The 21947-nt window shown below is 46.9% G+C and carries 15 protein-coding genes; 3 read left to right on the forward strand and 12 right to left on the reverse strand.

Annotated features, from left to right (window positions below):
• Positions 1-144 precede the first annotated feature (144 nt).
• Entirely contained in the window at positions 145-987 is an 843-nt protein-coding gene (locus BUB37_RS06015) for a 1,4-dihydroxy-2-naphthoyl-CoA synthase (protein ID WP_072992568.1), read from the reverse strand.
• A 297-nt stretch (positions 988-1284) separates the two neighbouring features.
• On the opposite strand from BUB37_RS06015, the gene BUB37_RS06020 reads away from it, so the two are divergent.
• A complete protein-coding gene (locus BUB37_RS06020) occupies positions 1285-3924 on the forward strand; it encodes a PAS domain-containing sensor histidine kinase (RefSeq protein WP_170863124.1) in 2640 nt (879 codons plus the stop codon).
• Between the two features lie 63 nt (positions 3925-3987).
• Here the strand turns inward: BUB37_RS06020 and BUB37_RS06025 are convergent, their stop codons facing one another.
• The 3 genes from BUB37_RS06025 to BUB37_RS06035 all read right to left on the reverse strand — a co-directional run bounded on the left by BUB37_RS06025 (position 3988) and on the right by BUB37_RS06035 (position 7620).
• The gene (locus BUB37_RS06025; RefSeq protein ID WP_072990334.1) at positions 3988-5232 is read right to left on the reverse strand and encodes a glycosyltransferase; all 1245 of its coding nucleotides are present in this window, start codon (positions 5230-5232) and stop codon (positions 3988-3990) included.
• A gap of 61 nt (positions 5233-5293) precedes the next feature.
• Entirely contained in the window at positions 5294-6799 is a 1506-nt protein-coding gene (locus BUB37_RS06030; protein ID WP_397459877.1) for a DEAD/DEAH box helicase, read from the reverse strand.
• A gap of 311 nt (positions 6800-7110) precedes the next feature.
• Positions 7111-7620: a DUF6155 family protein gene (locus BUB37_RS06035; RefSeq protein ID WP_072990340.1), complete on the reverse strand. Its 510-nt coding sequence runs from the start codon at positions 7618-7620 to the stop codon at positions 7111-7113.
• A 174-nt stretch (positions 7621-7794) separates the two neighbouring features.
• Here BUB37_RS06035 and BUB37_RS06040 point away from each other — a divergent pair, with 174 nt between their 5' ends.
• Together BUB37_RS06040 and BUB37_RS06045 are read left to right on the forward strand one after the other, a co-directional pair.
• Positions 7795-8658 carry a sigma-70 family RNA polymerase sigma factor gene (locus BUB37_RS06040; protein WP_072990342.1) on the forward strand — a complete coding sequence of 288 codons (864 nt, stop codon included), beginning with the start codon at positions 7795-7797 and terminating at the stop codon, positions 8656-8658.
• Between the two features lie 721 nt (positions 8659-9379).
• Positions 9380-10678, forward strand: coding sequence for a hypothetical protein (locus BUB37_RS06045; protein ID WP_139278078.1), 1299 nt, complete (start codon positions 9380-9382; stop codon positions 10676-10678).
• A 64-nt stretch (positions 10679-10742) separates the two neighbouring features.
• Here the strand turns inward: BUB37_RS06045 and BUB37_RS06050 are convergent, their stop codons facing one another.
• The 8 genes from BUB37_RS06050 to BUB37_RS06085 all read right to left on the reverse strand — a co-directional run bounded on the left by BUB37_RS06050 (position 10743) and on the right by BUB37_RS06085 (position 21908).
• Positions 10743-12044, reverse strand: a complete 1302-nt coding sequence (locus BUB37_RS06050; protein ID WP_072990348.1) for a YaiO family outer membrane beta-barrel protein — start codon at positions 12042-12044, stop codon at positions 10743-10745.
• On the reverse strand, positions 12044-14410 hold the full coding sequence (locus tag BUB37_RS06055) for a sulfatase-like hydrolase/transferase (RefSeq protein WP_072990351.1): 2367 nt from the start codon (positions 14408-14410) through the stop codon (positions 12044-12046). The genes BUB37_RS06050 and BUB37_RS06055 overlap by 1 nt, the downstream gene beginning before the upstream one ends.
• 7 nt (positions 14411-14417) lie before the next feature.
• Positions 14418-15848 carry a glycosyltransferase family 2 protein gene (locus BUB37_RS06060; protein WP_072990354.1) on the reverse strand — a complete coding sequence of 477 codons (1431 nt, stop codon included), beginning with the start codon at positions 15846-15848 and terminating at the stop codon, positions 14418-14420.
• A complete protein-coding gene (locus tag BUB37_RS06065) occupies positions 15841-18573 on the reverse strand; it encodes a HEAT repeat domain-containing protein (protein ID WP_139278079.1) in 2733 nt (910 codons plus the stop codon). The genes BUB37_RS06060 and BUB37_RS06065 overlap by 8 nt, the downstream gene beginning before the upstream one ends.
• 1 nt (position 18574) lies before the next feature.
• Complete coding sequence (locus BUB37_RS06070; protein WP_072990360.1) at positions 18575-18946, reverse strand: response regulator; 372 nt, start codon at positions 18944-18946, stop codon at positions 18575-18577.
• A gap of 9 nt (positions 18947-18955) precedes the next feature.
• Positions 18956-19711, reverse strand: a complete 756-nt coding sequence (locus BUB37_RS06075) for an Hpt domain-containing protein (RefSeq protein ID WP_139278080.1) — start codon at positions 19709-19711, stop codon at positions 18956-18958.
• Between the two features lie 843 nt (positions 19712-20554).
• The gene (locus BUB37_RS06080) at positions 20555-20956 is read right to left on the reverse strand and encodes an acyl-CoA thioesterase (protein ID WP_072990367.1); all 402 of its coding nucleotides are present in this window, start codon (positions 20954-20956) and stop codon (positions 20555-20557) included.
• 55 nt (positions 20957-21011) lie between these two features.
• Entirely contained in the window at positions 21012-21908 is an 897-nt protein-coding gene (locus BUB37_RS06085; RefSeq protein ID WP_072990370.1) for a DUF72 domain-containing protein, read from the reverse strand.
• Positions 21909-21947 lie beyond the last annotated feature (39 nt).

Raw genomic sequence — 21947 nt, forward strand, 5'->3', positions numbered from 1 at the left:
TTTGGGCAACACTGTGCCTAAGTTTGACCTGTAATTCAAATAGAGTGAATTTTCATTTTCGTAAAGTATGTTGTCAAAAAGGGCCTTCAACAATTGAAGGCCCTTTTTTGTATACACTGTGTACCAACAGGTATTAAACCCCTTTTAAGGTATCCATTTGTTCTTCCCAAAATTGGGTTTTCGCTTTTCGAGGAAGGCGTTACGTCCTTCCTTGGCCTCTTCGGTCCCATAGGCCAATCGGGTGGCCTCACCGGCAAATACCTGCTGGCCCACCATACCATCATCGGTAAGGTTCATCGCAAATTTTAGCATTTTTATAGAGGTGGGCGATTTTTGTAAAATTTCCTGGGCCCATTGGTAGGCCGTATCCTCGAGCTCGTCGTGGGGTACCACGGCGTTCACCATTCCCATTTCAAAAGCCTCTTGGGCCGAATAGTTACGGCCTAGAAAAAAAATCTCTCGGGCCTTTTTCTGACCGACCATTTTGGCCAAGTAGGCCGAGCCGTACCCCGCGTCAAAACTGGTAACATCGGCATCGGTTTGTTTGAATATGGCGTGCTCCTTGCTCGCCAAGGTCAAATCGCAGACCACATGCAGGCTATGGCCTCCGCCTACGGCCCACCCGGGCACCACGGCAATAACCACCTTGGGCATAAAACGGATCTGGCGCTGAACCTCCAAAATATTTAATCGATGCATGCCGTCCTCACCGACATATCCTTGCTCCCCCCTCGCCTTTTGGTCGCCACCACTGCAAAAGGAGTAGACCCCGTCCTTGGTCGATGGCCCTTCTGCCGATAACAATACCACGCCAATGGAAGTATCTTCCTGGGCATCGTAAAAAGCCTTGTAAAGCTCGCTGGTCGTTTTGGGGCGAAACGCATTGCGTACGTTCGGTCTATTGAATGCGATACGTGCCACCCCATTACATTTTTTATAGGTTATGTCTTCAAATTGAATAGCTGTTTTCCAATCGGGTCGTTCCATCATTGAGTCTACTTTTAATGAAAGTGCAAAATAGTACAATTACCAGAGATAGTAAATACCATACCCACCCAAAATACGGGACAGGCTCCTTTACGTGGTTCCCAAATACCCATAAAATGGGTGTCAACTCCGAAATCATTGCCGAAAGGCGTTACGTTGGGCGAGAAATAAGACTTAAGTTCCTGTATTAGATATATTTAGTTTACCTTAGTAAGGGTATCGGCCACGATGTATAAAATTTGTCAGGAGATTATCGGCGTAGCCCATATCCTTCCCTTTATATCAACATTACCTATAGTGAAAAGCAATAACAACGAAAATCATACCCCGTATGGTGACTTATATGCCCAGGCGAAAATCGGCCATTGGGAATTTGATGTAAGCTCCCAAATATTCACCCTTGACGATATTAGCTGCAGTATCCTTGGGCTACCCCAGGGAAGCCGCTTGGCCAAAGGCGAAGCCCCCCCCTACTTTGTATCGGACACAGAAAAGGACAGCACGGACCACCTTATGGCCAACCTAATCGAAAATGGCGAACCCTTCAATACCGAAATACAATTGAAAAGACCCGATGGACAGCTCATTTGGGTTATGGTGGCGGCATCGGCTTATATCGTTAAGGAGAAGTGCTTAAAGGTTTCGGGACTAACCCAAGACTTGACCCGGCTAAAGGCCCTCGAGGAAAACTTGCACCGTAAAAACCAATTATTGAACGTTGCGCAAGTAAAGGCGGGGCTGGCCCATTGGCAATGGGACCACAGAACCAATATGGTACGTTGTTCCGAAAACATGTCACGTCTGCTAAAAACGGAAAAGGAATCCCCCGTACCCCTCAGCACCATATTGAAGCACATACCTTCGGAAGACGTGGAAACCGTGCGCCGGTCGTTGGAGAAAAGTGTAATGCATAAAAGATATCAAAGTTTTATACATCGCCTGATTCTAAATGGGAGTATGCGCTACATTAAGGTAATCGGGAAGGTAAATACCGATGCCGATGGCAACATTACCAATATCCTCGGTATTTCACAGGACGTAACCGACCAACAGGAGTTCCAAGCCAGGCTTATTAAAAAAAACCACCTTCTCAACCTTGCGGAAGAAAAGGCCTCCATGGGGCACTGGTACTGGAAAACCGGCACAAAAACACTTTTGGCATCCAAAAACCTGTTGCGCTTGTTCGGCCAGGACTTTGACAGGGAAGACGTTCGGATCAAACACCTACTGAAGTTTGTACATCCCGAAGATGCCACGGCGGTAAGGCAGTATACTTCCCATGCCCTCTCAAAAAAACGACTTGACCGTTTTGAATTCCGCATCGTCCTAAATAACGGTCATATAAAAATACTTAGGACCAGTGGGGAGGTATATCTCGACGGCAATAATGAAATCGAGGAAATTCTCGGTATTTTTCAAGACGTTACCGAACAGAAGGATTACGAAAGCCACATCCTTAAAAACAACTACCTTTTAAACCTTGCGGAAGAAAAGGCCTCCATGGGACACTGGCATACCAAAAGTGACAGCCCCGTTGTTACCATGTCGCAAAACTTGGAGAATATTTTTGGTATCAAAGGGAATGGTGACGGTATAACTTTGGACGAAATGTTACAACGTATCCATCCCGAGGACAGGGAACAGGTAAGGTCTGAATTCGGCCTCATCAAAAAAAACAAGGCTTTTAAGGAATTTATGTTTCGCATAGTGCTGAACGATGGCCGCGTCAAAACCCTGTTTGTACCAAATGAAGTACAGATCGACCATAAGGAGGGGGTATCCGAAATTTTGGGCGTGTGCCAGGATATCACCCGGCAACGAGCCGAGGAATTGAAATTCAGGAACCTCTTGGATTCCGCTCCCAATCCGACATTCATCATCAATTACGACCGAAGTATCGTAATGGCCAACAAACAGGCCCAGCATCTGTTCGGTTATACGTCAAAGGAACTCCTGGGCCAATCGATAAGAAAACTGTTTCCAAAAAGATTCTACCCTGTTGGCGATATGTTGCAAGATGCTTTTTTTTCAAATCCGACGGTACAGAAAGTCGACCTAAAGGAAAGTCTATATATGCGCAACAAGCAAGGAGAAGAAATTCCCGTACATATCACCTTGGGCCCTGTCCAAACTGAAAGCGGACTATTGGTTTCTTGGGTAGCGAGGGACATTACCCAAGAAAAATTGGCCGAAAGCCTAATTTTACAGGCAAAGGAAAATCTTGAACGACTTACCAAGGAGTTAAGGTCGCAAAACCATCAACTTGAAGATTTTTCATATATAACCACCCATAACCTTAGGGCGCCCGTCAATAATTTGAACGCCCTTTTAAAGCTGTACAAAACAGCAAGCACCGAAGCGGAAAAATCACTTCTCTTCGAAAAATTGGAACGGGTAACGGGGCATCTGACCCTAACCCTCGATACCTTGGTCGATTCATTGAAGGTGCAGACGAACCAGTCGATGTTACTTGAAAAATTAAGCCTGAACAAGGTATTGGCCAAGACCAAGGAAATTCTTATGGCCGAAATTGAGCATACCGGGGCATCGCTCCACTGCGATTTTTCGGAAGTCGACCACGTAATTTATGTAAGGCTCTATTTAGAAAGCCTCTTCCAAAACCTTATCAACAACTCCTTAAAATACCGAGATCCCGAACGCAGTCCCGTAATTACCATTTCCTCGAAACTATCCAACGGAACCGTCACCTTGTTGTTCTCCGATAACGGCCTGGGTATGGACCTACAGAAATATGGCCACAACCTGTTTCGCTTGAACAAGGTATTCCACAATCACCCCGAAGCCAAGGGTGTCGGCCTTTACATGACCAAAACCCAGATCGAATCGGTAGGAGGCGATATCCGTGCCGATAGCGAGGTAGGCAAAGGCACTACCTTCAAAATTGTACTTAAAAATCAATTACCCGATTTGAGATAGTCGCAGGACAATCCGCTTAGTTCGGTTCTGAACCGTTTGGAAACAGGCCCTGATAAGGTCCGCCTACTTCCCCGAAGCCTTCTTTTCCTCGATCCACTTGGCCATGTACTTGGTCGCATTCAGGGTGTGGTGCTGCAGCAAGGAGCCGGTCAAATTGCGAAGCCTGTGTTCTTCGAGTCCCTCTGACAAGGCCTGGATCCTGTCCTTAAAAAGGGCCTCATGTCTTTCTTTGCCATAAAGGCCGTTGACCAGGGCAACGCCTTTTTCTTGGGCCTTTTTCCATTCGCATTCATTTTCGTACAAATGGATGGCCGCCCGGGCAAAGCCTTCGGCGTCGTCTTCGATTTTACCGTTCCACGCCAGGGTGCCGCACATGCCTTCCGCTCCTATCGAAGTGGTGACACTGGGCGTTCCGCATGTCATGCCCAAAAGCAGTTTGCCCTTGATTCCCGCACCGAAGCGCAAGGGTGCCAAGTTCAATCGGGCCATTTTCATAACGGAATCGGCATCCTCGACCCATCCCTTGACCAAAAAACCTTCCCTGGCATGGTGCATCTGCATGATCGACTGGGGTAGATAGGCACCGTAAACATTCAGTTTGGCCTCGGGAAGGCCTTTTTTGATCCTGGGCCAAATTTGGGATTTCAACCACCGTAGCGCATCGATGTTGGGCTGGTGTTTTCCATTGCCGATACAAACAAAGCCGCTTCTGTCGGAGTACGAAGGCCATTGTTCGGTGTCGGCGTCCGTGAGGGTCTCGACCATAAAGGGCAGGTGCAGCAACAAACGGTCATCGATGTTCAGGACGGACAATAATTCCATTTCATAACTGGATATGATCAACGACAGGTCGCTGCGATAAATGCTCGCGAGTTCCCGCTTGGCCACATCGCTTTTCAGCCACTCCGATAGGGAAAAGTCAATTCCCTTTTTGTGGTTCCTTTCCCGTATGGCCCGTAACGAATGTAGGTCTTCGGTATCCAGTATACGCAATGCGCCCGGAGCGAATTCGGCCACCCGCCAACCAAATTGCTCTTCGGTCAAAAAACGGTCGAACAGCACCACTTCGGGTTGCAGGCGGGCAACGTAACGGTCGAAACCCGGATCGTTCAAAAGTATCGCCTTGGTTTCGATACCCATGTCGGCCAGGGCAAGGGAGCGTTCGGAAGCCTTGGCGGTGCTGGCAAAAACAATCTTATAATCGAGCGAGAGAAAGAAAAGGAGAAGCTGGTGCATACGGTTTCCGGCGGCCGTCGATTCCGGTTCGGGCCAAGTGTAACCAATGATCAAAAGGCAACTTTCTCGCATGAAACTAAATATCAAGTGGATGACTACCGACGTTCGGCCCTCTATCACAAACGGGCCTGACCTACATCTTTTCGGCGAACCGCCGGGAGATACTCGAACGAAGTTTGCGCTCGTAGTCTTCCTCCAGCCATTCCTTGTAATTTTTGGTATTGTTCATAATACAATAAGAGTATTGCCTGACGCGATAGGCTATTTCGTCCTTCAGTTCCTTGGCCAACATCCGGGCATCGAAAACATCCTCGGCATTTTCGACACATATTTTGGCGTGTTGTTCGATACTCCGTTCCAGTACGACCTTCGATTTTAGGCCTTGGGCGAAAACCTTTTTGTATTCTTCCTTAATATTATACTCGATATCGGACGATTTACTGAACTTCTTTCGCAGTTCGGGGGGCATTTCGTATACGAACTCGCGTTCAATTTCCTCGTCGTTCTTGATGTTTTCCAAGTAGAAATCGGGAAAGTGGAAAATCTCCTGCCAATCGATGGGCGCGTCCCACATTCCGAAACGGGCGACGTTGTTGCCCAGATCGACTACGGTAAACTCCTCTTTGTTGGGCAAGATACGGCTACCACGTCCGATCATTTGAAAATAGAGGGTCAGCGATCGCGTGGCCCGGTTCAATATTATGGTCTCTACCGAAGGCTCGTCGAAGCCCGTGGTCAAAATACTCACCGAAGTCAAAATGGCATCGGGCGTATTCGAAAACCATTCCAAGATCTCCTTGCGTTCGGAAGCGGTGTTTTTGTTATCGAGATGGCGAACGTTGTAACCTGCCTTTTTAAAGGTTTCGTAAACGTACAGCGAGGTATTGATCCCGTTGTTGAAAATCAAGGTTTTGGTACCTTCGGCGATTTCCTTGTATGCAGAGAGCAACTTGCCCAACATGCTGTGGTTGCCATAGAGCTCGTCGGATGACTTTACGGTGTAATCGCCGTTAATCCCCAACTTCAGCCCTTGAAGGCTGACATCGTAGTTATAAACGTTGGCCTTGGCCAAAAACTTCTTCTTGATCAGCGAAGAGATCGATTCGCCCACGATCAACTTTTGGTAGTTGTCCTTCATGGGCAATTTAATGTTCGAACTCAAGGGAGTTGCGGTAACCCCGAGAATGGTCGACTTGCTAAAGTACTTGAAGAGCTTGCGGAAGGAGTTGTAGTGGGCCTCGTCGATGATGACCAGGCCGATATTGTTGATTTCCACCTTTTCTTCCTGCAGGCGGTTGTTCAGCGTTTCGACCATGGCGACGAAACACATGAACTCGTCTTGGTCGGTAAGCTCCTTGACCTCACTGTTGATAATTTTGTTGCGTACCCCGAACCCCTTGAGCATCTTTGAGGTTTGGACACTCAATTCGATTCGGTGGGTCAGTACGACCACCTTCTTACCGGTTTTTTCGATATAGCGGCGCGCAATTTCTGAAAAGACCACCGTTTTACCCCCACCCGTCGGCAACTGATACAAAAGATTGCCGCTTTCGGTATCGCTTTCGAGATACTCGAAAATCTTATGCAGATCCTTGATCTGATAGTCGTAAAGTTTTTTGTCGGATTTGTCTGTTCGCACTTCCAAGTAGGTGGTGGTATTTTAGATTTGTGTACTTAGTGATTTTTCAAGATTTGTACAAAACCTCAATTTGCAAAACTAAAGGAAAATTGTACCAGGATGAAATTTATCTCCCGGAAAAGCGTTAAAATCGCAGAACATCCGACTAATCAACCACTTAGAAAAGTCCCTGCCCCCAGGCCTTTTGACCGGGGCAACGGCCCTCGGGTTTCCCACCCGGTTATTGCCTTCAACCGCCTTGAAACCAGATTTTTACATATGCGTATACCGTACCCTTCCCCTATTAAAAAGGGCTACTAAATGGAAAAGACTCAATCGATAATATCGAGTGCCCTGGAAAAACCTTCGGTATAAGGCCAATCTTGTTCTTGGGTCTCGGTATAAATTTTCACGATACGTTCCTTAAAATCGGGCAATAAACCGTGTACCGAAATAAAGCGAACCGCCTCGTTGAAGGAGTTCAGCATACTTTTGTAAAAAGAATCGGGTACGTTTCGCTCCCTGGCAAACAGTTGTGCTATTTCCAAATTGTATAGCATAACGTCGATTACCAGGTCGGGGGCCACCCCGAGCTTGATAAAGTGCTTGATGTACTTTTGCGCGACCGACCTTCTGGCCCTCGCCCGTCGGCGTTTGACGGGAAAGTACTCATTGCCGATTTTTGCCTTTGCATTCTGTACAAGCTTGTCTTCCTTGGGGTTGAAAATAAAGTCGTAATACTCCTTCACCATGGGAAAGCGCTCATAAAGGTCGATCATCTGTTCTTCCAAAGCCTCTTTCGGCAATTCGGCAATATATTTTTTTAGGGCCCTTTTGCTCATAAATTCTCCATTACCGCGTAAAAATATGGGAAAGCCTGAAATTTCAGGTGTTTTCGGAAAGTAAATCTTAAACTTCTCATAAATTATGTATAAGTATACTGACAAGTCTTTGGAAAAGACGTAATAAAAATGTATAATGAGAACTTGTAGCAATTATAAACATAAGCAATATATATGAGGCAACTTAAGATTATCAAGCAGGTAACCAATCGCGAATCGAAATCATTGGACAAATACCTGCAAGATATCAGCAAAATAGACCTGATCAATGCGGCGGAAGAAGTCGAACTGGCCCAAAGGATCCGAGCTGGAGACCAAGTCGCCCTTGAAAGGTTGACTACCGCCAATCTAAGATTTGTGGTCTCCGTTGCAAAACAATACCAGAACCAAGGTCTAAAACTTCCCGATTTGATCAACGAAGGCAATTTGGGCTTGGTCAAGGCCGCCAAACGCTTTGATGAGACCCGTGGTTTTAAGTTTATCTCCTACGCCGTATGGTGGATACGCCAATCGATCTTACAGGCCTTGGCCGAACAATCGCGGGTCGTAAGACTTCCCTTGAACAAAATAGGTTCGATCAACAAGATCAAAAAGACCTTTTCTTACTTGGAACAGGCCCATGAACGCCCACCCTCGGCAGAAGAAATAGCCAAGGAACTTGAAATGACCGTAAGCGAGGTGAAACAATCCATCAAAAATTCGGGAAGGCACGTTTCCATGGACGCCCCCTTAAGGGAAGGCGAAGACTCCAATCTGTACGATGTCTTGAGGTCGGGCGAATCGCCAAGACCCGATAAGACCCTTATGCAACAGTCTTTGAACACGGAGATCAACCGCGCCCTCGAAACCTTGTCCCCACGTGAGGCGGACGTGGTTAAATTATACTACGGTATTGGCGACCAACAGTCGATGACCTTGGCCGAAATCGGCCAGACCTTTGACCTTACGCGCGAACGGGTAAGGCAAATTCGGGAAAAGGCCATTCGCAAGCTTCGCCATAACTCAAGAAGTAAATTGTTAAAGACCTATTTGGGATAGAACAATCGATACAAGCAAAAAAAGGCTTCCACGAACATGGAAGCCTTTTTTGATATAACTAACTAGATCAACAACTAAAACATTAAGAATAATTTAGTTTGTTTATTTCTTGGCTCTTTAAGATTTCGTTGAGGCTCTCAATAAAGCTCATGTAAGCGGTATTGTCTGGATTTTGATTTGCCATAGGTGTAGGTTTTAAAGATTAAGAATCAGGACTTGGTGGCGGATTACATATAATCCAATTCCACCAATTCGTTTACACTTAAAATTTCGTTCAACTCTTGCAAGAAAGAAAGGTATTCTTCTCCGTAGGTATCGTAAAGCATAGGATATAGGTTAAGTTTGACTTTTTACCGTAACGCGATTTGGGTCGCATTATTTATATAGTAAAACTATCAATATACCTTCGACCGAACAACAAAATGTGGTGAAGACGGCATTTTTTGTTGTAAAACGCGGAAATTGTATATAGTTGGTTTGTCGGTTCGCCCCAAAAGTCGATACGTGTCCGATATCCTTGACCAACCTTGCCGTCCAATCCTCCCCTGCTGCCGGTATCGACTTGGTACACCAGGGCCGCACCTTAGGGGCCAGGCCGATGGCACCATACAAGACCTATAGGAACAAGTGCGCCAAATCGCTAACAATAAGGGCCTTCATTAACCGTTTTGTTATAGGCCCGGAGTGGTTGTACATAGCCAGGGCCAAAACCCGATATGCCATGATACATAGCCCATTGACAAACAAAAAAAGAAAGACACTGGGTTTGGCCCTGTTGCTCGCCTTCGTCCTTTGGTCGGATCTGTTCGCCCTACAGGACGTCCAGAACGATCACCATCCCTCCCATGACATAGAATTGAACAGCTTTGGCTTTAACGCGAAGAAAAGAAGTGGATTCGTAGTTGCGGGACATACGGAGCATGTAGAAAGGGGATTGACCCTTGTTCATTTCAACTCAGGGGAAAAATACGAGTTCAAGACCTTCGATACCTATGCCAGTGCCGAAGCCTGCCAAGAATTCATTGCCATCTTAAGACAACTGACCGAAAAAAAAGCGGTATTTGCCATTTTGGCGCACGATTCGGCCGCCAATGCCATCATAAGCCACTCGAGCGAACTAAAGGCGCTCGGCTACCCCAAATTGGTGAACATAAAAGGCCGACAGGCCTATGCGATGCACAATTTTCAAGGCCACGTTTACGAACAGGTCGACGACCTGCAGGTCAGGCTTCACCTTGAACCTCCCAATAGACTATCGGATGCCAACATCTACTTTCCCAAAATAAAATACGAGTTCGAACCGGGTAACGATCGGTATATCGCCCATGCCGCAGGGGAAATCGAAGGTGTAAAATCGACAAACTCAAAAGAGGCCCTCGATTTGAACTACCGTAAGGGCTTTCGGTTTTTTGAGCTCGATATCATCAAAACCTCGGATGGTAAGTTCGTCGCCGCCCACGATTGGAACATGTGGTCCCGTTTTACCGACTATAAGGGTTCCCTGCCCCCTACCCATGAGGAATTTGTCAAACACAAGATTTATGGGGCATACCACACATTGGATATGGAGGGCATCAATTCGTGGTTCAAGGCCCACCCCGATGCCGTTTTGGTAACCGATAAGATAAACGACCCGATGGCCTTTGCCAGTGCCTTTGTCGACAAACAACGATTGATCATGGAACTTTTTAGTCCCATGGCCATCGAACAAGCCTCCAAACAGGGCATAAAGGCCATGATCTCGCAAGAACCCTTGCTGGCGTTGAAGGGCGACAGGCTAGATTATCTGGCCCTTAACCAGGTAGAATACGCGGCCGTATCGCGCAGGATCATTGCCCGTAACACCAAGCTGATGCAACAGCTTAAAGACCAAGGGGTAAAGGTTTACGTATACCATGTCAACTTTGATCCGGGCAAGGACGAAAAATACGTGTACGATAACGAATTGGGACTGGTATATGGGATGTATGCCGACCAATGGGCCTTTGGCCCGCTCGACGCCCCCAAGGTTTCCAAATAAGCGGTCGCAGGCCCTTTGGCGGTCAAAAGAAATCGCCCGAAGGTCGGAAAAGGGACGGACGGACCTAGAATTTTACCTGATAGGTAATGCCCCCGGAAATACCATAGAAAAATTCGCCGGGCGCATAGGCCAACTCCTGCCGTGTTGCCCCGATATTGGCCCGATAGGAATTTCGGTCGTTTTTTCCCGTAAACTGATATTCGAGACTCAAACGCTGCGATTCGACATAGAGCAAGGTTTCCGCCAGTAGCTCTTCCCCTGAAATAATTTGTCGCAATTCGGGCGAATAGCCCATGCCCGCGTTAATGCCAAAATAGTTCTCGGCATCCTTAAGGTATTTCCGCACCAAAAGATTGCCCGAAAACCGGGTCAACTTATCGGGTTGCGGGGTAATGTACGAACGCAATGAAAAATAATAGTTGCCCCTATAATGACCTAGGGAATTGGTAATTACCGTAACGTCATTGGTGTCGTACAGAATATGCCTTCCCCCAGCCGAGAACTCAAACGCTCCGGGAAGGTTCACATAAAGGTCCCCTCCTAGCTTGTGCTTGGGATAGATACTCGAATTTGAATACCCGTAGTTTAAATAGGCGTAAAACCGTTTTGAAAATTTGGGATAAAGATCCAGGTCGTATTGCAGCCCGTTTTTTCCCAAGCGGTTGCTATAATTGATCCTCGGGATAAGGCTTCCGACCTTGGTTTGGTGCTTTAGGGAAACACTGGAGTAGACCATGGGGTCGTAGCGCTGGTCAAATACCGTTACCGCATTGCCAAAATCGAGCCTGTTCCTGGGCTCCTTCTCGGCCTCGGCCACCATTTCAGGGCGCCTTTCTTCCTCGGCATTGGCCGCATCCGCCCCTTGGTCCCCCATTGACAGGTCCCCTCCTCGACCATCTCCTTCTTCGGTGGTATATGCCTTTTGTTCAAGCCGCTGTCGGGCAATGTCCCTCAACCTAAGAATCGCGACCGTATCCCTTTTTAGGTAGAAAAGGGCCTTGTTGGCCAGCCCCAAGGCGGTGGCGTTGTTCTTGGCGTATAGCTCGTTTTTGATGGCCGCTTCCCATATATCCGCATTTTCCCTACTTCTGGAGGTAACCACATTAAACTGTTGCCTTGCCAAACGATATTGGCCCTGCCAGCTATAGGTACTCGCCAAAAGGTTCCTCGCCTTTATATTTTCGGGATCTTCTTTAACAATGCCCTCCAGTAGTTGCCTTGCCGAAGCGTGCCTGCCTTCAAAGGCAAGATCGTAGGCCTGTTGAAAGCCAGGGTCGGCCGTTTCGCCAAGGGCACTGTCTTGGCCCTTGCCGGCATAGGCAAAAAACCAAATGAGAAGCACGGTATATATTTTTTTGGTATACATTAGTTTTCGCTTGCCGCCAACTTGGCGTCCGTATTTTTGGCAAAGGCAATGCCTTTTTTTCTTGCCTGTCTTTTGGCCCGGTCAATCTTATCGGTTATTTCATGGACACTGGAACTGTTCGCCTCGACCAATTTTATAAGCTCTAAGGCCTCTGTTGTCCTATCCGACCAGTAATACACATCAAAAAGGGCGGAATAGGAATCAATGTAATTGGGGTTCATCTTTATACATTCCTTCAAAATCCGTATAGAGGCCCCATAATCCCCGTTCCACACACTCACCCTTCCCATAAGGACCTTGGTATCGATATGACTTGGCGATTCGGAAAGTATGTAACGGCATAGCAACAGGGCCTTGTCGTACTCCTTTTTAAAGGCCAAGGCCCGTGCCTTCAAATAGACCTTATCAAAGTTTTCCCCGTTATAGACGCTGTTGATCCACACGATCTCACTATCGGTAAATTGTTCTTTCGGTACGCTGAAAAGGGCCAGGCTATCGGGTATGATCTTATCGTTCGCGGTAACATAGGCATTCAGCGATTTAAACGCCTTTAGCCTTGCCTCAAGGTCGGAACCACCGAAACTTCCACCAAGGTCCATGTTTTCGTCAATGGTGTACACCTTGCCTTCCGTATATAGTTTTTCCCCGCTTATGAATTCCTTCAATTCGTTCTTATTGCGCATGAGGGGAATGTCCTTTACCCCCCTAAACCCGATGTTCATATCGAGGGAATTGCCCATCCACGCCACTTTTTTGGGCATTTTTATGGCATATTTTCCTTGGAGCAAAGCCGTAATACTCGGGGCTACATCGAAATGGGAGTTAATGGCGCCCATCTTTCTAGGAGACTTGAGCATCGGGCTGTAGATGATCAAGGGCACATGAAAGCGGCTTAAATTGTTTCGTTGGGGTATGGGAATAAGCCTGTGGTCGCCTGTGACAATGAAAATGGTATTATCGTAACCGGGCTGTTCCTTATAGGCTTCGAACACGTAGCGCAGGGCTTCATCGGTGTACAATAGGGAGGCAAAAACGTTGGCGTTTTTTTCGATTATTTTTCGGGTCTTTCCCTCGTAGCCCCCATTGGCCAGTATCTGCCCCACTTGGCTTTCATATACCTCGGGGCGGGGCGGAACAAAAGGTTCGTGCGTGCTTATGGTCATATATACCTCCATTCTGGGCTGTTCGGAATTTCGGGGCAAGCTCATGCTTTTTTTAAACAATTCCTTGTCTGGGTAACCCCATGACGAACCGGCGGCATCTTCGGCCTGCATCGTATATTGGGAGCCAAAGCCCGATTTATCGAGGACAAAGTCGACGTTTTCGCTGTTCAGGAAGCGATCGACATTATCAAATGCACTATTGGTCCCCTGATAGTAGGAAGTATGGTAACCGTTGTTCTTTAATATGCCGAAAAGGGTTAGCTTGTTGGGGTATTGCTCCAGTTCCATAAAACCGCTTTTGCCAAAGGGCAGTGAGCCGATCAAGGAAGGGAGCACGCCAAAGGTCCTTCCCGTATTACTAAGGCAATTCTCCCAATAAAGCGATTTGGTCGTCAGATCGTCTAAAAATGGGGTAAAGCCCCCAAATTCGGCGCCCTCGCCCACAAAATCCCTTCCCAAACCTTCGACCATTATAAAAACGAGATTCGGTTTTTCATCCTTAAGGTCAAAATACGGACCAAGGACGTTTTTGGTCTTTTGGGTTTTGATCAAAGGAAACTCCACACTCGAATCGTAGGAGGTGTCTTCGGTCGAGGAGTCGTAAATATTCAGCACCAGATACTGGGTCTTGTTCTGGTCTATGGGCTTGCCCGCGATGAACATGGCCATAACGAACATACTGACCAGGATGATGGTAAAAGGGTACATTTTGCTGATGTGGTGGTAGTATTTGGAGCTCAACCTATAGAGACCGAAATAAACCGCGATGATTGTGAAAAAACCGATAGCCCCGGTAAAAGACACCCCTCCCGAATTGCCTATGGTGGTCGTTATATCGGCAAGACTATAGCCCAATAGATCGGAACCCAGGGGTACCAAGGCGGTACAGAAATAGCTGATGAGCATGGCTTCGACAAGCAAGAGCAGGGCCAAAATAACGGCAATGGGGCCGAAGCCGTACCCAGGCCTCAGGTTTTCAAGAAAATTGAAGGGAAAGACCAAGGTCAAGCCGACCAATGAGGCATAGCCGATCTGGTGTACCACCGCTATAAAAAAACTAGTCCCGAAGATAAGGTCGACGACCCCTTTGAAATATAGGGTGGTATACTGATAGATGGTAAGCACGAGCAGCCCTCCGAAGAAGGAAAGGATCAACCGGGTATAATGCTTAAGGCCATATCTGTCGCGTGTACTGGTATTCATCTTACATTTAAGCGGCTTTTGCAAATCCTTTTCTGACCTGTGAGCCCCAACCGGACTTAATTCTGAACAGTTTTTTGTAATTGCCCCTGACCGCCGACCATACCACGATCGGGTGAAATGCCAAGGGTTCGATAAGGGCACAGCCCATTAAGATCAAGATGTCCTTGGTTTTGCGATACTCGTTGTAGCTGTATACGTCCCAAAGAATGGCATAGAACGAGAACATCACTGAAAACACGTAGACCATGGCGGTTATGGCAATGAAAAAGCCCCAATTCAAAATACCCAGGTACAAAAACACCAAAATGGTGAAAAAACCGAAAAACTCGAGCAAGGGGGCCAACCACTCATAAAAGAACCAATAGGGGTAACTCAAAAGGCCCAGCCGCCCATATTTGGAGTTAAAGAACATGTCCTTATGCTTAAACAAGGTCTCTAAATTGCCCCTGGCCCACCGATCCCGTTGATTGACCAGTATCCGAAAATCCTCGGGCACCTCGGTCCAACATAGGGGATCGGGAATATATTCTATGGTATAGGGCTCGCGACGATCGTGCATATAACGTCTCATTTTAAAGACAATTTCCATGTCTTCGCCCACGGTATCGGTATCGTAGCCACCAACCGCCATGGCAATTTCCCGGTCGAAGAAGCCGAATGCCCCTGAGATGATCAAAAGGCTGTCTATGCGTCCCCAGGCCATACGCCCTAAAATAAAGGACCGGGTATACTCGAGCAATTGAAAACGGGCCAACCAGTTTTTCGGCAGTCGTATCTCTTCCAACTGCCCGCCCTCTATGACACATGAATTGGCTATTCTGATCACGCCTCCCACGGCGATTACCCTTTTTGCCGAACGTTGGTAAAAGGACTTGACCACGTGCAACAGTGCATCGGGCAACAGGAGGCAATCGACATCGATACAGCCGACATAGCGACTGTTCGACAAGGCCATTCCGGTGTTAAGGGCATCGGATTTGCCGCCGTTTTCCTTGTCGACCACCGTCAGTCTCGCAAAGGCCCGCTGTCGCGATTTATATACGCCCCTTATAGGTTTGTACTTCCCATGGGGGTCGACCTCAAAATCGATTTTTTCGAGCTCATACGCATCGATCAACTTTTGCAGGGTATCGTCTTTGCTACCGTCGTTGACCACCATGACCTCATAGTTTACATAACGCAACGACAGCAAAGACCTGATGTTCTCAACAATGGTAAGGGCTTCGTTATACGCCGGGGCGATAATGGTAATACTGGGCGATAAGGGAGACGCCATTATTTTCGACAGGTCGCCAAAACTGTTTTTTTTACGATAATGGATCGAATTTCGGGTAGATAGGTACCCCATAAAGGTGAAGAGGGCGAACAATACCACCGTAAACACAAGAAAAACGGTGTTTATATATTCGAGGATAATATGGAACAGGGTACTATCCATTCAACTTGCACATAAAATTCCTTTGCAATCTGTACAGTTGAAATAGAAAAGAGGCCCCGTTGTGTGATACTTCGGTAGCAACTACGGGCATATCCAATATTTCTTTGGAATGGCACCGATCAAGCGCTTCCTCAGGTTCAAAATCGATTTCAAAAACTTCGGGATCCGCCGAGGGTTCGATCTCCATTTCGTCGAGAAGTTGATGGAATTCGTCCTCGGTATAGTCGACCTCAGGGTTTTCCTCGGCCATCTGGCGATCAAAGAGGGCTTTGGTCTCCCTAGCCTCACTTTCTTTTTTTTTATCCTTTTCGGATTGTTTTTCACGGGCCATCTTATCCACCAACAATTTCAACACCTGGTGGGCCTTGTCCCTGATTTCGGTATCGGGATGTTCGAGAAGGCCGTCAAGGAATTTAATTTCCTTTTCATCGCCCACGGCCACCACCTCATCGAGCAATATAAGTTTGGCTTCGCGGTCAATGTTCTTGAACAAATCGGCGAAGACACTGAAAAAAGGAAGGTTCAACTCTTCTACATAGTTCTTTTTTGTGGTCGTGTGACCATCGTGCTGTCTACTGAATAACTTTATCATACGTACGATTCTATCTTTTATAAAATTTTTCTTCTCGGCCGCCAATAGCTCTTCCAATAACGGGATTTCCCTATGGTCGCCCATTTCCTCCAAATCGTCCAATAGCCCCATCATATAGGTCTCATGATGGTCGTAATAGACGGGTTCCGGTATCAGGTGCCCCCATTGGTCATCAAGGGGAAGGTCTGTGGTGACCTCTTCGTATTCGACTTCGATTTCGTTCAATTCGTTTTGAAGCAATAGCCAGGTCAATACATCGTCTTGATCCCCCTCGTCCTCGACGGAATAAGGTGCTTCTTCCAATTCAAAACCAATGTCCTCGATAGGTCCCCTATCTTCGGCCTTCACGAATTCGACCTCAAAATCGGACAGGCCGTAGCCCTCAATCCCATCGGACATGTCCACGGGCCCGGGCACAAAACCAGGGTCGTCAACAGCGTTCGAAAAACCTTGTGCGACAAGGTCGTTTTCCGTTTTTCCCTCCTCTTCATTACCTGCTGTCGGTGGTAAAAAGTCGATATCATCGCTATGGATTTGTGGTTGATCGGTCCTATCCGGTCTTCCGGGCATTGCCCGTATTTCTTCATAGCATACCTCAAGATTGAGAATGTCTGGACCATGGTTTGTGGCGTCTTTCATGCTATTTGTTTTATCGAACGATGGGTAAGGTGATGGATCGGATGGGGTTACAGGGGGCAAGAAAATTATATTCGCGGGAGGTCCCAATCCAGGGGAAACCGACCGCAGACCCTTGCCTCCGGAAACGGACGGGGGAACGTGTTCTTGTGCCGTCCCGCACTGACCTTTTTTTCCGGTTTCCCTCGAGGCCGTCGCTCCGACGAGTCCCTTTCCAAGGCCCGTGGCCGCTTCGGATGTCACGACGGAAAGTGCCGTGGACATGTCGCTTGCCCCCAAGCCTGCCTCGACGGCCGATTGGTCTTCCTTTCCCGAAATCGTAAGGTCTGCCAAGGGCTCTTGGGGACGGACCCCCTCTTCCATGTTTTCGTCCGTTTTATACGTTGAATCCAAGATTTCCCGCTCCACGGGTTCCACTTCGAAGTGATCGATACCTTCGGTAGGCATAACCGTTTCGGGAGCGATCATGTTGATGGCCGCCAAGGCCTTGCTCTTCACCGAAAAATGGCCTTCCCTTTGGGCGACGGCATGCAAGAACCCGGTATCCGCCTGTCCCCCCAACTCCCCGATAGTGCCTAAAATGGCAATCTTGATATCGGTATTGCTTTTGTAAAAGACCTTTTTTAAGACGGGCAGGGCCTCAACCACATTAAACTCCTTGATGCATTCAATGGCCTCCAACCTTATTAGAGCCGTCTTGTGTTTTAACAATTCGACCAACGATGAATTCGCATCATTTTGATTGTAGTATTTGATAAGCCGAAGCGCAAAAAGTACCACGTGCCTATTGGTCGATGTAAGCCATAACTTGAACCTGGGCGGATCAAAAGTCTCCCGGTTTCTTAGTACATCCAATAATTTTAACTGTTGCCACTCCGATATTTTATAACGTGTCGTGTCTAAAAAATAATTGATTCCCTCGGGTTTAAGGGTTACAATGGCTATTTCGGCCTGTTTCCGTACTGTAGACCGGCGGTCGTTGATAAATTTTGAAATAAAACTGTAGGCCGATTCGACCTGCATCTCGGTCAGTTGCGATATGCCCTTGGCTATCACCTCCCACCGCCAACTATGCAGTTTTGCAAAGGCGTCGTTGTGAAGACCAAGATCTTGGTACAACTGTAACAGGCGCATTCGGGTATCCCCTGAAACGTCCTTTTTTAAGTCTAAAAGTACTTCCGTAAGGAGTTGTCGGTTAAACCTGTCCTTCAACAGTTCGCGCACTTGGATCTTTAAGTCGATATAGTGCGACTTCTCCGACTTAGCGACATCGTCCTCATAAAAGAGAAATTCGCTTATCATGGGAGATAGCTCTTTCTTGAGTTTTTTGGTCTTTTCCGAAGTGGACGAAATTCGATTTCTAAAAACAAAGACCGAAACCAGGTATACCGCCGACAACCCCATAAAGACCAAGGTCAATACCCATAGCCATTCGGTATCGATCTCGGGTGCGGTTATCAAATGGTGATTCCAAAATAGCGATCTTGTCTTTAGCACCTTAGTTTTTGTTTAACTCCCTGGCCACCCTGACCAATAGTTCAGAGGGACTTACCGGTTTTGAGATAAAATCGTTGGCGCCCAGTTCAAAGGCGTTAAGAACGTTCTCTTCGTTACCGGCGGAAGAAATTATGATTATCGGTACGGCCGATTTAAGCTCGTTGCGTACATAACCGATAAGCTCGATGCCCGAGAAATAGGGCATCATGATGTCGCTTACAATAATATCGGGCATGGTCTGCCCCAAAAATTCCTTTACCTGCTTGCCGTTGCTGCTATGAATTACCTCATACCCGCCCTTGTTCAGTCGAAAATTCAACAAGGAGGCCAATAGCTCATCGTCCTCTGCCAGCAATAGCTTTTTTCTCACCATTACCCTATTTTAATGCTTGTTGTTTTTTCTCAGGTCGCTCAAGGCCTCTTGCAAACTTTCTATGACCAAGGGTAGCTCTTCTACAAAACAATTGTATAGAAAATGCAGGTATTTATCGTCTTTGTTGGTTTCGCAAACGTGCTCCATCTGGGAAACGATCAAATAAAGGTCGTTTGTCTTTAACATGGCCAGTCCTGCCTTGATTTTATGGGCAGCCATTTTTAGGTTTTGGTAGTCGGCATTTTGAAGATGGATCTTGGCCAAGCCTATAAACTCCATGGCGTTTTTTTCATAGAGCTTGAGAAGCTCTTCCAAAAGTTCCATTTCGCCCATGCAGTCATCGAGAAGTGGCATCAGGTCGACCGATTCTCTTTTCTCCAGGACGGATTTGCCGTTGTTGTTATAGATGAACGAACTGTATATTTCTGTTTTCATGGGAGGTTCGATATTTAAAGATTTGAGGACGGTATCGTAGGTCTTGAAATGGTTGACAATGGCATCGTAGGTACGTATATCAATGTGGTCTTCCGTTTTGTTTTCAGCGCAGGGCGATCGCAGCGGATCGAACGAGGTCTTTTCCTTGGCACCCGTGGGTCCCGAATGGTACATACCCGTTGAGGAAATACTATGCACCAGCGTCTTTTTGAAGAAAAGAAATACTTGTTTTAGGTTCTCCGCCTGGTCGATACGCAATTGCCCTTGGGAGAAATCGTTCAAAAGGACTTCTAAATCACTAACTCGTTTAAGTAGGTCGTCAGCTTTCAATTTTTACTGTAGATTTGGTTAATAGCTTTGGGACAAAACGGATGCCCGGGCCGAACGCAACGTGTTGCAACTGCCATGTTTACCGTTTTACATGTATAAAATTCCCCTTTTCACGGGGTCTAGGCAATTAAATGTTACCTATGCTTCCAATTATGTTGTCAAAGGGCCTTATTTGTAGGTATAAATCTTACATTATGAGGTATTTCACCTATATTTTGTCCCTGATGACCACTATGTCATGTACCGAATCCAACAAAAAAAGAACCTGCCGCTATTCAAAAAGCTAGACGGATACCTGAAATTGCTATTGCAATGATCATCCCTATCGACATCAATATCAACAACTTCACTTCCGAAATAAAAAAGGAAAAATACGAATAGGACTTCGAAGCCCGGGCACATGGCATAGTGGCGAGAACCGACCCAACTTCGGTCGAGGTGCGTTAAGGTGGAAGCAATCGGCCTGGCGATTGGCCAACCGATATAGGGAGCGAGAAATTATTCAATTTACAAATAAGGCAACCCGAAACAAACAATTGTTATACAAGCACATACGCCAAATAAAAAGTAGGGGACCCTGATGCAAAGGAAATTGTTGCGAATGCCTCGCCAATGCCCTCTCCCCTCTTCGGCCGGGGCTGTACGAGCGCAATGATAACCTCGGGAAGGATCAGCCGATAATCTTGAACCAAAACGGGGATGCCTTATAACCGGAGTCCGTGGTCCGGATGACCCAAAAGAACTGGTCCGAACCGCCCTATGGACGTGTTCTGCAAGAAAACCGTCTTTCGGTTACGTATCAAAAGGTTTGAAGGTTCCTGAATGGTAGGCTCTGCCGCGATATCAATTCCCCTCGCTAGAAGCCAGGCGATCTCTTACGTATTCCACCTTTTTCTTGCCATGGGGCTTAGGTTTGCCGTCGTCACCCAAATTGACCATGATAATGTTGTCTACCGTGACAATGGTTTCCCTTGTCATTTTATTGCGTACCTCACAATTCAAGGTCAACGAAGATACACCGAACTTCACCACCTCAATACCGATTTCAATGATATCGCCCTGTTTTGCCGTACTCATAAAATTGATTTCCGACATATATTTGGTGACCACCTTCTTGTTCTCCAACTGTATTATGCTGTACAAAGCCGCTTCTTCATCGATCCAAGCTAAAACACGGCCCCCGAATAGGGTTTCGTTGGCGTTCAAATCTTCAGGTTTAACCCATTTTCTTGTATGAAATCTCATAATACTTTTTTTTTGGAGCTCCTTTTTAGGTGCAAAATTAAATAAGATAACGGCGTTAGAATAGCTTACCGTCTATTTTGTGCAAGGTTTTTGGAATAATTAAATCCGTTTCCAATTTTCCGTTCAACTTCTCAATAAATCGTGCGGAAATCAACGGAGACTCCAATTCCAAGTTCTGGTGTACAAAAAAGTGGATGTTTTCCAAGCCCTTTCCTTTCCAATCGTCCAGCCGTTCGACCCACTGGTCGATACGGTCGTAATCGCTCGGGTGGTTGGCGCCCACATACCTGACAAAGGCCTCGTTATTGGTCAAGCGCATATGCATCAGGTCCCTTCTACCGGCCGTATCGACCAAAACGTTGGCAATACCGTTTTCCTCCAGCAAGTGAAAGAGTTCTTGGGCTACCGTTTCCTCGTTGAACCAATCGGTATGCCTAAATTCAACGGCCAGTGAAAACTCCTTGGGCCAATATTCGACAAAGCGGACTACCCTGTCCCAATTTTTGGGCCCGAAATTATTGTGCATCTGAAGAAATATCGTTCCCAGTTTGTCCTTCAGGTTCGATGTGGCCTCAAGATACCGGTCGACCGTAGGGTAAACGGCGTCGTTCAGCCTTCTGAGATGACTCACCTCATTGGTCATCTTGGGGAAAAACCTAAAATTATCAGGTGTTTTGTCGTACCATTTTTGGTATTGTTCCGCCGGGAATATGCGATAGAAGGTAGCATTCATTTCTATGCAATTGAACTGGGTCGAATAATAGGCCAGTTCGTCCTTGGTGCCCCGGGGATAGAAATTCTTAAGATCTTGACGGTTCCATTTGGCACAGCCTACATAAACCTTTAAGGGTTGCTTGGTCTGGGTATGGGCCAATACCACGGCCGTATCCGGATGATCGGCGGGAATGGTAAAATCTATATGTTCGGGATTATCAACTTTTCCGAATTTCATTGCCTGCGCTATTTGTGGTCAAAATCAATGGCCAAAAGG

The sequence above is a fragment of the Pseudozobellia thermophila genome (assembly GCF_900141855.1).
Taxonomy (GTDB): Bacteria; Bacteroidota; Bacteroidia; order Flavobacteriales; family Flavobacteriaceae; genus Pseudozobellia; species Pseudozobellia thermophila.